At 70.4% G+C, this 16126-nt stretch carries 12 protein-coding genes and 3 pseudogenes; 9 read left to right on the top strand and 6 right to left on the bottom strand.

Annotated elements, in window-relative coordinates; translation table 11 throughout:
• A pseudogene (locus J5F18_RS07865) lies at positions 1-359 on the bottom strand (2OG-Fe(II) oxygenase); the annotation flags it as partial.
• A gap of 104 nt (positions 360-463) precedes the next feature.
• Positions 464-1099 carry a CoA pyrophosphatase gene (locus J5F18_RS07870; protein WP_346301718.1) on the bottom strand — a complete coding sequence of 212 codons (636 nt, stop codon included), beginning with the start codon at positions 1097-1099 and terminating at the stop codon, positions 464-466.
• A gap of 78 nt (positions 1100-1177) precedes the next feature.
• Here J5F18_RS07870 and J5F18_RS07875 point away from each other — a divergent pair, with 78 nt between their 5' ends.
• A complete protein-coding gene (locus J5F18_RS07875; protein WP_346301719.1) occupies positions 1178-1735 on the top strand; it encodes an NUDIX hydrolase in 558 nt (185 codons plus the stop codon).
• Between the two features lie 39 nt (positions 1736-1774).
• Here J5F18_RS07875 and J5F18_RS07880 read toward each other — a convergent pair whose 3' ends face one another.
• Positions 1775-2107 carry a YqfO family protein gene (locus J5F18_RS07880; protein ID WP_346301720.1) on the bottom strand — a complete coding sequence of 111 codons (333 nt, stop codon included), beginning with the start codon at positions 2105-2107 and terminating at the stop codon, positions 1775-1777.
• A 245-nt stretch (positions 2108-2352) separates the two neighbouring features.
• Here J5F18_RS07880 and J5F18_RS07885 point away from each other — a divergent pair, with 245 nt between their 5' ends.
• Positions 2353-2865, top strand: coding sequence for a fasciclin domain-containing protein (locus J5F18_RS07885; RefSeq protein WP_346301721.1), 513 nt, complete (start codon positions 2353-2355; stop codon positions 2863-2865).
• Positions 2866-2929: 64 nt separating this feature from the next.
• Here J5F18_RS07885 and J5F18_RS07890 read toward each other — a convergent pair whose 3' ends face one another.
• Positions 2930-5794 (bottom strand): AMP-binding protein, encoded by a 2865-nt coding sequence (locus J5F18_RS07890; RefSeq protein ID WP_346301722.1) that lies wholly within the window; start codon positions 5792-5794, stop codon positions 2930-2932.
• A 185-nt stretch (positions 5795-5979) separates the two neighbouring features.
• On the opposite strand from J5F18_RS07890, the gene J5F18_RS07895 reads away from it, so the two are divergent.
• A complete protein-coding gene (locus J5F18_RS07895; RefSeq protein WP_346301723.1) occupies positions 5980-6828 on the top strand; it encodes a fructosamine kinase family protein in 849 nt (282 codons plus the stop codon).
• 19 nt (positions 6829-6847) lie between these two features.
• On the opposite strand, the gene J5F18_RS07900 is transcribed toward J5F18_RS07895, so the two are convergent.
• Positions 6848-7762, bottom strand: coding sequence for an alpha/beta hydrolase (locus J5F18_RS07900; protein ID WP_346301724.1), 915 nt, complete (start codon positions 7760-7762; stop codon positions 6848-6850).
• A 378-nt stretch (positions 7763-8140) separates the two neighbouring features.
• On the opposite strand from J5F18_RS07900, the gene J5F18_RS07905 reads away from it, so the two are divergent.
• The 5 genes and pseudogenes from J5F18_RS07905 (at position 8141) to J5F18_RS07925 (ending at position 14611) form a co-directional block, all read left to right on the top strand.
• Positions 8141-9247 carry an efflux RND transporter periplasmic adaptor subunit gene (locus tag J5F18_RS07905; RefSeq protein ID WP_346301725.1) on the top strand — a complete coding sequence of 369 codons (1107 nt, stop codon included), beginning with the start codon at positions 8141-8143 and terminating at the stop codon, positions 9245-9247.
• Positions 9247-12379, top strand: a pseudogene (locus J5F18_RS07910) (multidrug efflux RND transporter permease subunit). Before J5F18_RS07905 ends, J5F18_RS07910 begins: the two are co-directional and overlap by 1 nt.
• Positions 12372-13406: an efflux transporter outer membrane subunit gene (locus J5F18_RS07915; RefSeq protein WP_346301726.1), complete on the top strand. Its 1035-nt coding sequence runs from the start codon at positions 12372-12374 to the stop codon at positions 13404-13406. The pseudogene J5F18_RS07910 and the gene J5F18_RS07915 overlap by 8 nt, the downstream one beginning before the upstream one ends.
• Positions 13406-13780, top strand: coding sequence for a TolC family protein (locus J5F18_RS07920; protein WP_346301727.1), 375 nt, complete (start codon positions 13406-13408; stop codon positions 13778-13780). Before J5F18_RS07915 ends, J5F18_RS07920 begins: the two co-directional genes overlap by 1 nt.
• 75 nt (positions 13781-13855) lie before the next feature.
• On the top strand, positions 13856-14611 hold the full coding sequence (locus tag J5F18_RS07925; protein WP_346301728.1) for an enoyl-CoA hydratase-related protein: 756 nt from the start codon (positions 13856-13858) through the stop codon (positions 14609-14611).
• A 39-nt stretch (positions 14612-14650) separates the two neighbouring features.
• Here the strand turns inward: J5F18_RS07925 and J5F18_RS07930 are convergent, their stop codons facing one another.
• A complete protein-coding gene (locus tag J5F18_RS07930; RefSeq protein ID WP_346301729.1) occupies positions 14651-15268 on the bottom strand; it encodes a TetR family transcriptional regulator in 618 nt (205 codons plus the stop codon).
• A gap of 155 nt (positions 15269-15423) precedes the next feature.
• Here J5F18_RS07930 and J5F18_RS07935 point away from each other — a divergent pair.
• A pseudogene (locus J5F18_RS07935) lies at positions 15424-16126 on the top strand (succinylglutamate desuccinylase/aspartoacylase family protein); the annotation flags it as partial.

A 16126-nucleotide genomic window follows, 5' to 3' on the forward strand; every position in this document is an offset into this window, starting at 1 on the left:
GTGGAGACCACCCGGTTGGCGCGGCCGCGGAAGCTGTCCAGGTGGCGGCGGTAGAAGGCGCCGGGCGGGTAGTGGGCGAAGTGCGCCTCGTACTCGAACAGCCCCAGGAAGAGCGCCCGGTTCAACGCCTGCTGCACCTCGCCCATGGCCTCGAGGTAGCGGCGCTGGGCGAGGCTCTCGCGGTCGAGCCAGTGTATGGCGTCGCCGCGGATATCGCGGCGCAGGGTGTGTGCCTGGCCGCGGCCGATGCCGGCGGCCTCCAGGGCGTCGTGCGCGGCGAGCGCCATCAGCTCGGTGTGCAGCTCGGCGCACAGGCCGGCGTCCAGCACGCCTTCGCCCAGGTACCAGCCCTGTTCCACCAGGGCGTCGATCAGCTGGGGCAGGGCCTCGGGGGCCAGGACGGGGGGCTGGGCAAGGAGTGGGGAGCGGCTCAGCGTCGTCGTCTCCAGGGTGGCGTCAAGGGTCAGCGGCTGGCCTGCTGCTGGATGCGCAGCAGCCGCTCGGGAAAGTAGCAGAGCCGGCCGGGCGGCTCGCGGTCCAGGCTGACCGGGCGGCCGAACCCCTCCGCCAGCAGCTCCACCAGCATCATCGCCGAGAGCCCCCAGATCACCTGGCCGTCTACGTGGTAGTTGGGCACATAGAGGGGCCGGCCGTCCATGGGAATGACGTCGGTGTGGTGGCGGCGATCCTCCAGGAAGTGGGCGAGGGGCACCTCGAAGATGGCGTCGAGCTCGGTGGGGTCGGGGGTGAGCGGCAGGTCCGGCGGGATCAGGCCCACGTAGGGCGTGACGCGCAGCCCGTGCAGCGAGACCACCTCCGACAGCCGACCGAGCAGCTCCACCCGGTAGGGCGGCAGGGCGATCTCCTCCTCGGATTCGCGCAGCGCCGTGAACAGCAGGTCCGGGTCGTCGGCCTCGCGCTTGCCGCCGGGGAAGGCCACCTGGCCGCCGTGGGTGTTGAGATGATCGGCGCGGCGCGTGAACAGCAGGGTCGGCTCCGGCCGGTCGACGATGGGCATCAGCACCGCCGCCTCGGGCAGCTTGAGGACGCTGCGGCTTGGGCGGTGCGCTTGCAGGCGTTCGCGAAGTTTCTCTAACATGGGGTTTCCGTCGGGTTTGATTCCTTCTACCCGGCCCTCGAGAGCGGCGTCAAGCCCGCCAGCCTGCCAGGGAGCCCCATGAACTTCTGCAGCCACTGCGGCCACACCGTGCGCTTCGCGATCCCTGAGGGCGATGACCGCCCCCGCTACCTCTGCGACGAGTGCGGCACCATCCACTACCAGAACCCGCGCATCGTCGCCGGGACCTTGCCGGTGAGCGGCACCCGGGTGCTGCTCTGCCGGCGCGCCATCGCGCCGCGCAAGGGCTACTGGACCCTGCCCGCCGGCTTCATGGAGAACGCCGAGACCACCCTCGAGGCCGCCGCCCGGGAGACCCGCGAGGAGGCCTGCGCCGAGGTCGAGATCCACGGGCTCTACACCCTGATCAACCTGCCGCATATCAACCAGGTCTACATGATCTTCCGTGCCGACCTCACCGGCGGCTTCGAGCCCGGGCCGGAGAGCCTGGAGGTGGCGCTCTTCGAGGAGCACGAGATCCCCTGGGAGGCGCTCGCCTTTCCCACCATCGAGCGCACCCTGCGCCACTTCTACGCCGACCGTCGCGACCAGCAGTTCCCGCTGCATATCAGCGACATCACCCTCGAGGACCGCGAGCGCTACTTCGGCTCTGCCTGAGGGGGGCGGGCGAAGCCCGGCCCGAGGGCCTTGGGCCCATCAGACGCGCCCGGCGCCCGCTCCCAAGGCCTCGAGCTTCCAGACGTCGAAGGCCGGCTCCTCGTAGGGGTGGGCGGCCTTGAGCGCCGCCACCGCCTTGCGGATCAGGTGATCCGCGCAGACCAGCTCCACCTTGAGCTCCTCGACCCGCTCCAGGTCGCCCACGCTACCGATATGGGGGTTGGCCCCGGCCAGGGGTCGGAACTGTCCGGTGCCAAGGGTCTGGAAGCAGCACGCCTCGTAGTCGCCGATGCGCCCGGCGCCGGTGGCGAAGACCGCCTCCTTGACCGCCTCGGCATCCGCCACGGGAACATAGAAGGCCAGCTTGTACATCGCGGTTCTCCTCTGCTGGGGGATGAGGGCTGGTGTCTCCCCTTGTGCCATGCCCGGGGGGACGCCGTCATCCCGGGGGCGAAAAAAATCGCGGCACGGTGAACTTGTTGTCCAGATCATGTACAAATAGATTGCCGTGTACAGGAATCCCTCTCGGGCTCCTTTCCGGCAACGGTCGCAATAGACGGTCATGAATGACCGAGGCCGATGACGGCCCACTGGGCAATCTCTCGAGGAGTGAGACCATGATAGCGTTCAAGGCAGCAACCCGTTGGATGGGCGCCGGCGTGGCCGGCCTGATGTTGGCCGGTGCCGTGCAGGCCGGAAGTCACGATGAGGCCCACGACCATCCCGACATCGTCGACACCGCCGTGGCGGCCGGCCAGTTCGAGACCCTGGTGGCGGCGGTCGAGGCGGCGGGCCTGGTCGACACCCTGAAGGGCGAGGGGCCCTTCACCGTCTTCGCCCCCACCGACGAGGCCTTCGCCGCCCTGCCCGAGGGGACCCTGAACGAGCTGCTGATGCCCGAGAACCAGGAGACCCTGCAGGCGATCCTGACCTACCACGTGGTGGCCGGCAAGGTCATGGCCGAGGATGCCATGGGCCTCGATAGCGCGGAGACCGTCCAGGGCCAGGAGATCACCATCACCACCCAGGATGGCAGCGTGATGATCAACGAGGCCACCGTGATCCAGGCCGACATCGAGGCCAGCAATGGCGTCATCCATGTGATCGACGCGGTGCTGCTGCCGGAGTGATCCCGGCTCCGATCTGTTACCTCCAGTCCCTTGCTCTTGCCGCCCTTCGGGGCGGCCTTTTTGTTCAGGGCCCGCGCCGGTCGGGGTCGCCGCTCTCGGCCAGGATGAAGGCGCGGGCGGCGTCGCGCAGCCTGACCGCCTCGGCCCAGTCGTCGGTGGTCGGCCGCAGCGCCTCGCCGAGGCACACCCGCACCCGGCCGGGGCGGGGCAGCCACTCCTTGCCGCGCAGCACCGCCCGGGTGCCGGCGAGGGCCACCGGGACCACCGGCACCCCGGCGTGAGCGGCGATGACGAAGGCACCCATATGGAAGTCACCGATGCCGGCCTCCGCGTGGAAGGTGCCCTCGGGAAAGAAGGCCAGGGAGTCGCCGCCCTCCAGGGCGGCCAGGACCCGCTGGGAGTCCCGGGTGGCCTGGCGGGGATCGAAGCGCTCCACGAACAGCACGCCCAGGCGCGTCAGCGCCAGCCGGGGCAGCAGGCGCTGCTGGAGCTCGGCCTTGGCCAGGTAGCGAAATCCCCGGGGCAGCACGGCGGTGAGGGCCAGGGCATCCAGGTAGCTGGCGTGATTGGCCACCAGCACGCAGGGCCCCCGACCGGGCAGGTGCTCGAGGCCGTGTCGCACGAGGCGCACGCCGGCGAGCCCCGCGGCCAGGCGGGCGAGGCGATGGGCGACCGCCCAGCGCCAGCTGAGCCGTGGCAGGGGCAGTGCCAGCAGGCAGAGCAGGGCGCCGCCGAGGCCGAAGACCCCCCAGGCGTAGCCGGCGTAGAGGCGCTCGCCGAGCCACTTGAGCCGATGCCGCGCGCGCTGCACGCCACTCTTCGCGGCCAGGCCGAGCGCGTGACGCCAGACGGGGGCGTCCTCCTGGCCGAGGTGGCCGCTGCGGAAGCGTTCGGCGGTGGCCGCCCGGCGGATCTTGCCGCTGGAGGTCTTCAGCACGCTGTGGGGGGGAACCAGCCGGATCGCATCGGCCGGGACATTGGCGATGTCGACCGTGACCTCGCGGATCGCCTGGATCAGGGCCTCGCGGCGTGCCGGGTCCTCGAGACGGGTCTCCGCCGCCACCACCAGCTCTTCGACACCGCTCTCGGGATCGAGATGGCCGAACACCGCCACGCAGCCCTTCCTGACCCCCTCGAGGCGGCCGATGGCTTCCTCGAGGTCATAGGGGTAGAGGTTGCGCCCGCCGCGCACCAGCACATCCTTGACCCGGCCGCTGATGTAGAGGTCGCCGTCGACCAGGTAGCCGCGGTCGCCGGTGCGCAGCCAGGCGTCATGGAAAAGCTCGCCAGTGGCGGTGGGATTGTCGAAATAGCCCGCCGTGGCGGAGGGGCCGCGAAACTCGATGTCGCCCTCGTGTCGCTCCGGCAGCTCGCTGCCGTCACGGGCGAGGATGCGGATCGCGTAGCCCGGCAGCGGCGGGCCGCAGTTGACGAAGGTCAGGGCCGGCTCCCCGCCCTGACCTGCATGAACCGCGACCGGTCGCGCCTCCTGCTGCGTCATGAAGGCCTCGCGCTCGACCCGGTCGAGCACCAGGCCGCGGCCCGGTGACGCGAGGCAAAGGCCCACCGCGGCCTCGGCGAGGCCGTACACCGGCATCAGGGCGCCCGGCTGCAGTCCGCAGTCGACCAGGTTCTCGGCGAAGCGCTGCATGGTACGCGGGCTGACCGGCTCGGCGCCATTGAAGGCGACCCGCCAGCTGCTCAGGTCGAGCCCCGCCACGCCCTGGGGGTCCAGGGTGCGCAGGCAGAGCTCATAGCCGAAGTTGGGGGCGCCGGAGATGGTGGCCCGGTGGTGGTGGATCAGCTCGAGCCAGCGCTGGGGGCGGGCGAGGAAGGCGAGAGGCGACATCACCACCAGCGGAACGGCGTGGTAGAGGCTGCCCAGCCAGGCGCCGATCAGGCCCATGTCGTGGTAGAGCGGCAGCCAGCTGACGAAGACGTCCCGGGAGGTCACCTCCAGCCGTGTGCCCATGGCGCGGATGTTGGCCAGCAGCTGGCCATGGGTCAGTCTGACTCCCTTGGGATCCCCGGTGCTGCCAGAAGTGTACTGCAGCATTGCCAGGCACGCGGCGCCGGGGGGCTCGGCGTCTCCGCTGCCGTCCTCCCGATCGGCGCCGATGTCGTCGTCGAGCTCCGCTACCGTGACGATGCTGGTCAGCCGCGGCGCCTCGGCGCGCAGCAGGCTCGCCACCCGGCGGGCCTCGGGCAGGGTGATCAGCACCCTGGCGCCGGCGTTGCTCAGGATGCCGCCGTGGCGCCGCAGATGTTCCGCCAGCTGGGCCGGCCGCGCCGGCGGATAGATGGGGACCGGCACCGCGGCGGCGCGCAGGATGCCGATGAAGGCGGTGAAGTAGTCCGGTTCGGTGGGCAGCATCAGGGCGACCCGGTCGCCGGGGGAGACCCCGCGCCGGAGAAGCGCCGTGGCGATGACCCGGGCACCGTCCTCGAGGTCGGCATAGCTCAGCGTCTGCGCGCTGTCGTCGCCGGTATAGATGTGCAGGTGGGGGCGCTCGGGATGGCGGGCCAGGTGCCAGTCCAGCGCCGCATTGAGGCTGTCGGCGCGCTCCGGCGTGCCCGCCACCGCGGCGAGATCCGCTGCGGGCCCGGGTGCGGGCGTGGGCGACGCCGAGGGTGTCGGCGGCGCGCTGCCTCGGGCGGCCATCAGCAGCGCCAGCAGCTCGGCCGGGGTGTCGGCCATCAGCCCGCTCTCGGGAAGCCGGACGGCGAAGGCGTCCTCGAGGCGCAGCAGCAGCTCGGAGCGTGCCATGCTGTCGAGGCCGAGGTCGCGATCCAGGCGGGAGGTGAGCGTCGGCCGGCGGCGGACGCGCCGCCGGGGCTGCGTCTCCTGCACCAGGGTGTCGATCACCGCCAGCAGGCGCTGCGTGATCGCGTCGGCGTCCCCGTTGCGGGTCTCGTCGGAACGAGCCATCGGTTACCTCGCGGCTGGCCAGCCTCATCCCCCGGCGCCTGCCGGGCCTGTGGTGACGACTCCGGCCGCTGGCCGGAGTTCAGCGAGGTTCCCCAACCGACGGCCGGCGCCGGGCCTTCACAGCGTAGCTTGATTGTGGCCACGGCAGCGGCGAACCTGTAGCCGTCGGGGCAAGGAGGACACGCATGCAAGCCGAACTGCTGGCTCTGCTGGAGCGCGGCGGGCTCCGCCCCCGCGGGGCACTGGTCGCGCTGGGCGGTGGCGATATCGCCGCGGTTTATCGCCTGGCCACCGATCGGGGCGAGGTGGTGGTGAAGTCGGACGATGCCTGGCGCCTGGCCGGCGAGGCCGATGGCCTGGCGGCGCTGGCGGCGGCGGACAGCGGCCTGGTGGTCCCCACGGTGCTGGGGCGGCAGGGCGGCTGGCTGGTGATGGAGGCGCTGGAGGTGGCGCCGCGACGAGATCGTGACCAGGCGGCCCTGGGGGAGGGGCTGCGCCGGCTGCATGGGATGACCGGCGAGGCCCACGGCTGGCCCCGGGACAACGCCTGCGGGCGCACGCCCCAGCCCAACGCGCCGCTCGTCGACGGCCGCGCCTTCCAGCGCGAGCGGCGCCTGCTGCCGCTGATCGCGGCTTGTCACGCCCGAGGGCTGCTCGACGCCCGGCTGCGCACGCGGCTCGAGGCCATCGCCCACGGGCTGGAGGCCTGGCTGCCGGACGCCCCGGCGAGCCTGGTGCATGGCGATCTCTGGTCCGGCAACGTGCTGTTCACGCCCCGCGGCCCGGCGCTGATCGACCCGGCCGTCTACCGGCACTTCCCCGAGGTGGATCTGGCCATGCTGACCCTGTTCGGCGCCCCAGGCGAGGCCTTCTTCGAAGCCTACTGGGACGGCGCGGCGCCGGTCGACTGGCCGCGGCGCGAGACGCTCTTCCAGCTCTATCCGCTACTCAACCACCTGCTGCTGTTCGGCGGTGGCTATCGCCAGGCGGTCGAGCGGGCCCTGGCGCGCCTCGAGGCGCATCGGGACGGCTAGGGCAGGCCCCGGCGAGGGGCTACTTCCTGAACCGACCGAGCAGGCGTCGCCACCAGTCGCGGGCGGGCGGTTCCGGCGTTGCCGGCATCAGGGTCTCTCTCGGCCGGTCGAGAAAATCGGCGATGGGCGCCACCTGGCTGTCGCGGTCGAGCAGGGGGGCGTGGCCGCAGCCGGGCACCTCCAGGCTCACCAGCCCGGGTTGGGCCTCGGCCATCTTCGCCACGCTGTACGGGCGCAGGAGCGGTGAGTCGGCGCCGCGTATCACCATCAGCGGGCAGTGGATCGCCGCCCAGTCGGACCAGGTATCGCGCGGCGTGTCGTGGAAGAATTGCTCGCCGATGCGCGGGTCGTAGTGGTAGGTCCAGCCGCCGTCGGGTAGCCGGCGGGCGCTGCCCAGTGCCAGGCGTCGCCAGCCATCGTCGCTGTCGATGCCGAAGCCGACGTAGTGGCGTCGCAGCTCCGCTTCCAGGGCGCCAAAGCGGCCGAAGCGGTGGGGGACACCGAAGTAGGTGGCCAGCTGCGCCAGGCCGGCCGGATCCAGCTCAGGGCCCACGTCGTTGAGCACCAGGCGCTCGATGCGCGGGGCCGTATCAGGCTCCGCCGCTAGCAGCATGCCGATCAGCCCGCCCATGGAGGTGCCGACCCAGGGCACGCTGTCGAGCTCGAAGTGGTCGAGCAGCCCGACGGCCAGTGTCATGTAGCGGGAGTAGAGGTAGTCATGGGACGGGTCGAGCGACCAGCTCGACAGCCCTCTACCCGGTGTATCCGGGGCCAGGACGCGCCAGTCTGGCCCCAGACACCTCGCGAAGTCCTCGAAGTCGCCGCCGTGGCGAGCCAGGCCGTGCCAGGCCACCACGGTCCTCGACGCGCCGGGATGCCATATTCTGACCGCCACCTCGAGGTGGCCAGTCTTCACCAGTTCCAACGCATCCATCCCTCGTCTCCCTTGTCGCTGCCCTCGGCAGCTTAGCCGCGCGGCCGGGCCTGCGTCGAGGCGCTCACTGTGCTATACATAACTTTCACAGAAATATGTCTGGGTCTAAGTTTGTCGATGAGGATCCCCCAGCCCTGCCTCGAAATGACCTGTTCTTCGTTCCGGGCTTTGTCTCTACCAGCCCTGCTCTGCCGCCCTCGCCGGGCGGTTTTTTAGTTCAGCGCCACGTGCCGTGAAGGGGTGGCGGAGAGATGCCGCTAGTATACATACATGAATGTAGCTATAATCCGCCGGCGATTCATCGACTTTTGCAGCCGGTGCCCAAGACGATGGGAGTCCTCTTGGCTCCCCCGAGGCCCTTTGGGGTCAGATGCAACAATGTGGGCTAAATATCCCCCCCCGGTGGTCGTGGTTCCTGTGGAGCCGCGCAGTGTGGAGGTGATCGAGGAGTATGCGGCCCGTGTGCGGGGCTCCCGCGAGGTGGAGGTGCGTGCCCGGGTCGACGGCATCCTCGAGGAGCGCCTCTACACCGAGGGCCAGGTGGTCAGCGAGGGTGACGCCCTGTTCCGCATCGATCGCGAGCCCTACGAGATCGCTCTCAAGCGGGCCGAGGCGGAGCGCGCCAATGCCCGCGCCGAGCTGAACCAGGCCAACCGTGAGTGGCAGCGGATCTCCACCCTGTTCAACCAGAATGCCGTCAGCGAGCGTGAGCGCGACAGCGCCCTCTCCGCCCGGGAGCTGGCCGAGGCGCGCCTGGCCCTCAACGAGGCCGGCGTGGCCAACGCCGAACTCAATCTCAGCTACACCGAGGTGCGTGCGCCCCTGGCCGGCCTTACCGGCCTGGAAAGCTTCCCCGAGGGCAGCCTGATCGAGCGCGGCACCCTGCTGACCAGCGTGACCCAGCAGGACCCGGTCCACGTGCGCTTCTCGCTGCCGGAGCGGGATGCGGCCCTGCAACGTGCCGCGCGTCGTGCCATGAGCGATGCCCAGGCGGAGGCCCCTCGCGAGGCCCGGCTGACCCTGCCCGACGGCAGCGAGTATGAAGAGACAGGCCGGCTCGATTTCACCGACAGCACCATCGACCCGCGCACCGGCAGCGTCTCGGCCCGCGCCGTCTTCCCCAACCCCGAGGGCCTGGTGGTACCGGGCCAGTTCGTGCGCGTACGGGTGCTGGTACAGGAGCTCGACGACGTCTTCCTCGTGCCCCAGGAGGCGGTGGGCCAGGGCCCCCGGGGCCCACGCATCTTCGTGGTCGAGGAGGAGCAGGCCCACGCCCGTGACGTGGAGCTCGGCCCCATCGTCGACAACCGCCAGGTGGTGCTGTCGGGCCTCGAGGCCGGGGATCGTATCGTGGTCAGCGGCCTGGTGACCCTGCAGGACGGCATGCCGGTGCAGCCGAGCGAGGCGGACTCCGCCGAGGAGGCCATCGAAGACGAGACGGCCGCCGAGGTCTCGCTGGACGACGCCGCTGACGAGGAGGCGTGATGCTCAGGTTCTTCATCGATCGACCGATCTTCTCGTCGGTCATCTCCATTGTCATCGTGCTGGCCGGCCTCGCCGCGCTGCGCATGCTGCCGGTGGAGCAGTACCCCGACGTGGTGCCGCCCCAGGTGGTGGTGCAGGCCGCGTATCCCGGCGCGAGCGCCGAGGTGATCGCCGAGGCGGTGGCCGCGCCCCTGGAGCAGGAGATCAACGGCGTCGACAACATGCTCTACATGGAGTCGGCCTCCACGGATGCCGGCAGCCTGCAGATTACCGTCTCCTTCGAGATGGGCACCGACCCCGACCAGGCCGCCATCAACGTCAACAACCGCGTGCAGGCCGCCACCGCGCGCCTGCCCCAGCAGGTGCGCGACCAGGGGGTGCGCGTCGAGGCGCGCTCCACCAATATCCTGATGGTGCCGGTGCTCTTCTCGCCGGAGGGCAGCCGCGACGTGCTGTTCATGTCCAACTATGCGCTGCTCAACGTGCTCGACGAGCTGGTGCGTATCCCCGGCGTGGGCGATGCGTCGCTGTTCGGCGCCCAGGACTACTCCATGCGCATCTGGCTCAGCCCCGACAAGCTGGCCCAGTATGACCTGACCCCCAACGACGTGGCCTCGGCGATCCGCGAGCAGAACGCCCAGTTCGCCGCCGGCAGCCTCGGCGCCGAGCCCTCGCCTGAGGGCCAGGCCTATACCTTTACCGTGACCACCCGCGGCCAGCTCTCGGATCCCGAGGAGTTCGAATCGATCATCCTGCGCGCCGAGCAGGATGGCAGCACCCTGCGCCTGGGCGACGTGGCCCGCGCCGAGCTGGGTTCCCAGAACTACGCCTTCTCGGCCACCTACAACGGCCAGAACGCCGTGCCCATGGGGGTCTACCTGCAGCCGGGCGCCAATGCCCTGGAGACCGCCGAGGCGGTGCACGAGGCGCTGGAGGCGATGGCCAGCCGCTTCCCCGAGGGGCTCAGCTACACGGTGCCCTACGACACCACCGAGTTCGTCGAGATCTCCATCCGCGAGGTGTTCATCACCCTGCTGGTGGCCGTGGCGCTGGTGGTCGGTGTGACCTTCCTCTTCCTGCAGCACCTGCGCGCTACCCTGATCCCGGTGGTGGCCATCCCGGTGTCGCTGATCGGCACCTTCGCCGGCATGCTGGCCTTCGGCTTCTCGGTCAACCTGCTGACCCTGTTCGGCCTGGTGCTGGCCATCGGTATCGTGGTGGACAATGCCATCATCGTGCTGGAGAACGTCGACCGGCTGATCAACGAGAAGGGCATGAAGGCCCGCGAGGCGGCCATCGAGACCATGAAGCAGGTGGCCGGCGCCGTGGTCGCCTCCACCCTGGTGCTGGTGGCGGTGTTCGCTCCGGTGACCTTCCTGGGCGGCCTGACCGGCGAGCTCTACCGCCAGTTCGCGGTGACCATCGCGGTTTCTGTGGTGGTCTCCGGCGTGGTGGCCCTGACCCTGACCCCGGCCATGTGCGCCATGCTCCTTGACAAGCAGTCGCATAGCGTTGCCAAGCCCTTCCAGTGGTTCAACGCTGGCTTCGACAGACTGACCCGCGGCTTCAGCTGGCTGGTGGGCAAGCTGCTGCGCCATGCGCTGATCGGCGTGGTGCTCTTCGTCGGGGTGATCGCCGCCACCCTGTTCGCCATGTCGCGTCTACCCCCGGGGCTGGTGCCCCAGGAGGACCAGGGGGTGGCGCTGGTGGTCTATCAGCTGCCCGCGGTGTCGGCGCTGCCCCGCACCGAGGCGGTGCGCGATCAGGTCTCCGAGATGCTGCTGGGCATGGACGAGGTCGACGAGTTCACCTCCTTCGCGGGCTTCGACATCATTGCCGGCGCCCTGCGCACCAATACCGGGGTGGGCTTCGCCAACCTCTCCGACTGGAGCGAGCGGACAGGCCCCGGCCAGGACGCCCAGTCGCTGGCCGGGCAGATCATGGGCATGGGCGGCGGCATCCCCGAGGCGCTGGTGATCTCCTTCACCCCGCCGCCGATCATGGGGCTGTCGCTGACCGGCGGCGTGGAGGGCTACCTGCAGGTGCGAGGCGATGCCACCACCCAGGAGATCGCCGAGCACGCCGGTGAGCTCGCCGCCGCGGCCAACGAGCGTCCGGAGCTGACCAACGCCCGCACTACCCTGGACACCTCCATCCCGCGCTATCGTGCCGAGCTGGACCGCGAGAAGGCTCGCGCCATGGGGGTGCCGATCAACGAGGTGTTCGCCGCCATGCAGAGCACCTTCGGCTCCATGTACGTGAACGACTTCACCCTCTCGGGGCGCAACTGGCAGGTGAACCTGCAGTCCGAGGGCGAGTTCCGCAGCCGGCCCGAAGACCTCAACAAGGTCCCAGAGCGGCGAGATGATCCCGCTCTCCTCGGTGGTGACCCTGACCCGTGAGGCCGGGGCGGACATCTTCAACCGCTACAACGTCTATTCGGCCGCCAAGTTCCTGGCCGATGCCGCGCCGGGCTTCACCACCGGCCAGGCCAAGGCGGCCATGGACCAGGTCGCGGCCGAGGTGCTTCAGGGCGGCAATGTACAGCTGGGCTGGACCGGCGAGGCCTACCAGCTGGATGCCGCGGCCGGCGCCGGTGTCCTGGCCTTCGGACTCGGCCTGTTGATGGTGTTCCTGATCCTGGCCGCCCAGTATGAGCGCTGGTCGCTGCCGCTGGCGGTGGCCACGGCGGTGCCTTTCGGGGTGCTGGGGGCGGCGCTTGCCGCCATGCTGCGCGGCTTCCCCAACGACATCTACTTCCAGGTGGGCCTGCTGGTGCTGATCGGCCTGGCGGCCAAGAACGCCATCCTGATCGTGGAGTTCGCCGCCCAGAACCGCCGCGCCGGGATGAGCTCCACCGAGGCGGCCCTGGCCGCGGCGGGGCAGCGCTTCCGCGCCATCCTGATGACGGCGCTGACCTTCATCATCGGCACCCTGCCGCTGGTCTTCGCGACCGGTGCCGGGGCCAACAGCCGCCAGGAGATCGGCACCGTGGTGGTGGGGGGCATGCTGATGGCGAGCTCGCTGGCGCTGATCTTCGTGCCGCTGGCCTACAAGCTGCTGGAGGACCTGGTGACCTGGCGTCGCGAGCGCAAGCTGGCCCGGCAACAGCAGGAGGCGCCCCATGCGTAAGGCACTGCCCGTCCTGCTGCTCTCCACCGCCCTGCTGGCCGGCTGCGCCGTGGGACCCGACTACCGGGCCCCCGCGCTGGACCTGCCCGACCAGTGGCCCGAGCACGTGCTGCTCAGCGATGAGGCCCGCGCCGACTGGCAGCAGTGGTGGCGCCAGTTCGAGGACCCCCACCTGGACGCCCTGGTGGCGCGGGCGGTAGACGACAACCTCGAACTGCGCCTGCAGCTGGCGCGGATCCAGGAGGCCCGGGCACGGCTCGGCCTGGCCCGCGCCGAGCAGCTGCCCTCGGTGAGCGCCCAGGCCGAGGCGGCTCGGGAGCGCACGCCCGGGACCCTGTCGCCCTTCGGCGAGAGCACCGATACCACCTTCTCCCTGGCCGGCGTGCTGGACTACGAGCTGGATCTCTGGGGCCGCCTGGCCCGGGAGCGGGAGGCTTCGGAGGCGCTGCTCGAGCAGAGCCTCTTCGCCCACGACGCGGTGCGTCTCAATGTGATCGCCGATGTGGTGGCTACCTACTTCGACCTGCGCAGCGCCCAGCGCCAGCTGCGCATCACCGAGGCCACCGTGGCCTCCCGGGAGGAGACCTACCGCCTCGAGCAGCTGCGCTTCGACGTGGGCGAGAGCGACGAGCTGGCGCTGCGCCAGGCCCAGTCGGAGCTGGAGTCAACCCTGGCCCAGCTGCCCGCCCAGCGGGAACGGGTACGGGTGCTGGAGGGCGCTCTGGCACTGCTGGTGGGCATGAGCCCCGCCGAGCTGATGAGCGAGCTGGACTACGGTGACACCGAGCTCGAGGCGATCGCCCTGCCCGAGGGCGTGCCGTCGGTGCTGCCCTCGGAGTTGCTGGCCCGTCGGCCTGATATTCGTTCCGCCGAGGCGGGGCTGGTCGCCGCCAGCGCCGGCATCGGCGTGGCGGAGGCGAGCCGCCTGCCGCGCCTCAACCTGGGCGGGCTGCTGGGCACCGCGGCCGGAGACGCCGGGATCTGTTCACCTCGGCGGCTGGCACCTGGGGGCTCTCCGCCACGGTGATGGGGCCGCTGTTCGACTTCGGTCGCAGCGCCTCGCGCCTCGAAACTGCCGAGGCCCTGGCCGAGCAGGCCGAGGTGCAGTATCGCGCCACCGTGGCCCAGGCCTTCAACGAGGTGCGCAACGCCCTGGTCATCTATGAGACCAGCGGCGAGCGGGTCGCGGCGATCCGCCGCCAGGTGGCCGCCTTCGAACGCACCCTGGAACTGGCCGAGGTGCGCTACCGCGAGGGCTTCGTGGGCTTCATCGAGCTGCTCGATGCCCAGCGCGCGCTGCTCGCCGCGGAGCTGGCGCTCTCCGAGGCGATGCGCGACCGCCTGACCGCCACCGCTACCTTGTTCAAGGCGCTGGGCGGCGGCTGGCAGCTCGACGGCTGAGGCACCGCAAGGCTCAGGGAAACGGGGCGAGCCTGGAGTCAGGCCCGCCCGGACCATCACAAGGGAGACAACGACATGGCGACCCGTATCACCACTGCTCGCCGAGACAACGGCATCATGCTGCTGCAGATCAGCTGCCCGGAGCGCCGCAATATCCTCGACGAGGCGAGCTACGCGCAGCTGATCGAAGGCCTCGCGGCGGCCGAGGCGGACGATGGCGTCAGGGTGCTGATCCTCACCGGCACCGAGAATTGCTTCACGGCGGGCAACGACCTGGCCAACTACCGGGCCCTGGCCGAGGCCAACAGCGTCGCAGCGATCAGCTTCCTGCGCCGCCTGCACGCCTTCCCCAAGCCGGCTATCGCCGCGGCGGAGGGCATTGCCCTGGGGCTCGGTATCTCGATCCTGCTGCACTGCGACTTCGCCTATGTGGGCCACTCGACTCGGCTCTACCTGCCCTTCACGCACTTCGCCCTGAGCCCGCTGGGCGGAACCACCTGGCTGCTGCCGCGGCTGGCGGGTCACAAGGCCGCGGCGCAGATGCTGCTGCTGGGGCAGCCCGTTTCCGCGTCGGACGCCCGTGACATGGGCATGGTCACCGATACCACGCCCGACGGCCGGGCACTGGAGCAGGCCTTCGACTGCGCCGCCCGGCTGCTGGCCAAGCCCTATGAGGCGCTGTTGGCCACCAAGGCGCTGATGCGGGAAGGGCAGGCCGACGCCATCACCGCGGCGCTGGACCGCGAGGAACAGGCGCTGCTGGCGCGCTGTCGCTCCGCGGAGGCGCAGCACGCCATCGATGCTTTCTTCGCCCGCCGGCAGGGGCGGTAGGGGAGGCGGACGCGTCCGGGAGGCGTGTCCGTCAGCGGGTCACGGCGGGGGGGCGAAGAGGCGAAGCTGGGTCTCCACCAGCAGCATCCCCTGCTCCACGATGGAGAACTGCTCGTGGTTGCGCAGCCAGTCATGGAAGAGCCCGCCGAGCATCGACTGCAGCAGCTTGGCGGCCAGCCCCGGGGGGAGATCCTCACGCAGCTGGCCCAGGCGGGCGGCGCTCTCCAGGTAGTCGCGCAGGGCGCCGCAGGACTCCTCGGCCATCTCGTTCTGCATGGCCAGCGGGTCGATGTCGCCAAACACCTCGCAGTGGTGGATCAGGATGGCGTGGACGCGGCGGTAGCGGGGGCGCTCCAGGCGCTCGAAGCCGCTGCGGCATGCCAGGCGGATCGCCTCCAGCGGCGCCTCGGCGAGTCCCGGATCGCCGATCTCCTCGACCAGCTCCTGGAAGGGCATGCGCACCCGGTTGAGCATGGACTGGAAGAGGTCGGCCTTGTTCTTGAAGTGCCAGTAGACGGCGCCGCGAGTCATGCCGGCATGGCGGGCGATCTGCTCCAGGGAAGTGCGGGCCACGCCCTTCTCGAGGAATACCTCCTCGGCGGCGTCGAGCAGGGCCTCGCGGGTCGCGGCGGCCTCGGCCTTGGTCTTTCGCGCCATGGGCGGCGGACTCCATCCAGCGGTGATGACGCCATTCTACCCGATCGCCGGGTATTTTACATACGTGAATGTATGGTTGGTGGGGCAGGGCCTCGCCAGGCCCCGGTGAGCGGAGTATAAAGGAAGCCTGCCCCGTCAACAGGATGACAGCCGCCATGGCCCCCGCCCCCTTCGAGCTCGCCGGCACTCGCATCGCCCCCGGCGGCCGTGCCCAGGTCGACGTGCCGGTGGCCCGGCTCTACACCCATGCACCGCTCTATATCCCCGTGGAGGTGGTCCACGGCCGTCAGGCGGGGCCGGTGCTGCTGGTGTGCGGCGGGATCCACGGGGACGAGATCAACAGCGTCGAGATCGTGCGTCGCCTGTTGCGCTCGAAGCAGCTGCAGGGCGTGCGTGGCACCCTGGTGGCGGCGCCCATCGTCAATGTCTTCGGTTTCGTGCAGCACAGCCGCTACCTGCCGGACCGGCGCGACCTCAACCGCTGCTTCCCGGGCAGCGAGTCGGGCTCCCTGGGTGGGCGGGTGGCGGCACTGTTCCGCGAGCAGATCGTCGATCACGCCACCCATATCATCGACCTGCACACCGGGGCGATCCACCGCACCAACCTCCCCCAGATCCGCGCCCAGCTGGAGACGGGCAGCGAGACCGCGCGCATGGCCAACGCCTTCGGCGCGCCGGTGATCCTCAACGCCGAGCTGCGCGAGGGCAGTCTGCGCCACTATGCCCAGAACCGCGGCATTCCGGTGCTCACCTACGAGGCCGGCGAGGCACTGCGCTTCGACGAGTGGGCGATCACCCCCGGGGTACGCGGCGTGCTGCGGGTGATGCGCCGGCTCGGCATGCTGACCGGCGAGCACC

The organism is Halomonas sp. BM-2019 (genome assembly GCF_017584085.1).

Bases quoted from the DNA above. Each gene is read 5' to 3' on its own strand.
- J5F18_RS07905 (WP_346301725.1), top strand. From the start codon at position 8,141: ATGTGGGCTAAATATCCCCCCCCGGTGGTCGTGGTTCCTGTGGAGCCG.
- J5F18_RS07885 (WP_346301721.1), top strand. From the start codon at position 2,353: ATGATAGCGTTCAAGGCAGCAACCCGTTGGATGGGCGCCGGCGTGGCC.
- J5F18_RS07875 (WP_346301719.1), top strand. From the start codon at position 1,178: ATGAACTTCTGCAGCCACTGCGGCCACACCGTGCGCTTCGCGATCCCT.
- J5F18_RS07870 (WP_346301718.1), bottom strand. From the start codon at position 1,099: ATGTTAGAGAAACTTCGCGAACGCCTGCAAGCGCACCGCCCAAGCCGC.
- J5F18_RS07900 (WP_346301724.1), bottom strand. From the start codon at position 7,762: ATGGATGCGTTGGAACTGGTGAAGACTGGCCACCTCGAGGTGGCGGTC.
- J5F18_RS07895 (WP_346301723.1), top strand. From the start codon at position 5,980: ATGCAAGCCGAACTGCTGGCTCTGCTGGAGCGCGGCGGGCTCCGCCCC.
- J5F18_RS07880 (WP_346301720.1), bottom strand. From the start codon at position 2,107: ATGTACAAGCTGGCCTTCTATGTTCCCGTGGCGGATGCCGAGGCGGTC.
- J5F18_RS07925 (WP_346301728.1), top strand. From the start codon at position 13,856: ATGGCGACCCGTATCACCACTGCTCGCCGAGACAACGGCATCATGCTG.
- J5F18_RS07915 (WP_346301726.1), top strand. From the start codon at position 12,372: ATGCGTAAGGCACTGCCCGTCCTGCTGCTCTCCACCGCCCTGCTGGCC.
- J5F18_RS07930 (WP_346301729.1), bottom strand. From the start codon at position 15,268: ATGGCGCGAAAGACCAAGGCCGAGGCCGCCGCGACCCGCGAGGCCCTG.
- J5F18_RS07890 (WP_346301722.1), bottom strand. From the start codon at position 5,794: ATGGCTCGTTCCGACGAGACCCGCAACGGGGACGCCGACGCGATCACG.
- J5F18_RS07920 (WP_346301727.1), top strand. From the start codon at position 13,406: ATGGGGCCGCTGTTCGACTTCGGTCGCAGCGCCTCGCGCCTCGAAACT.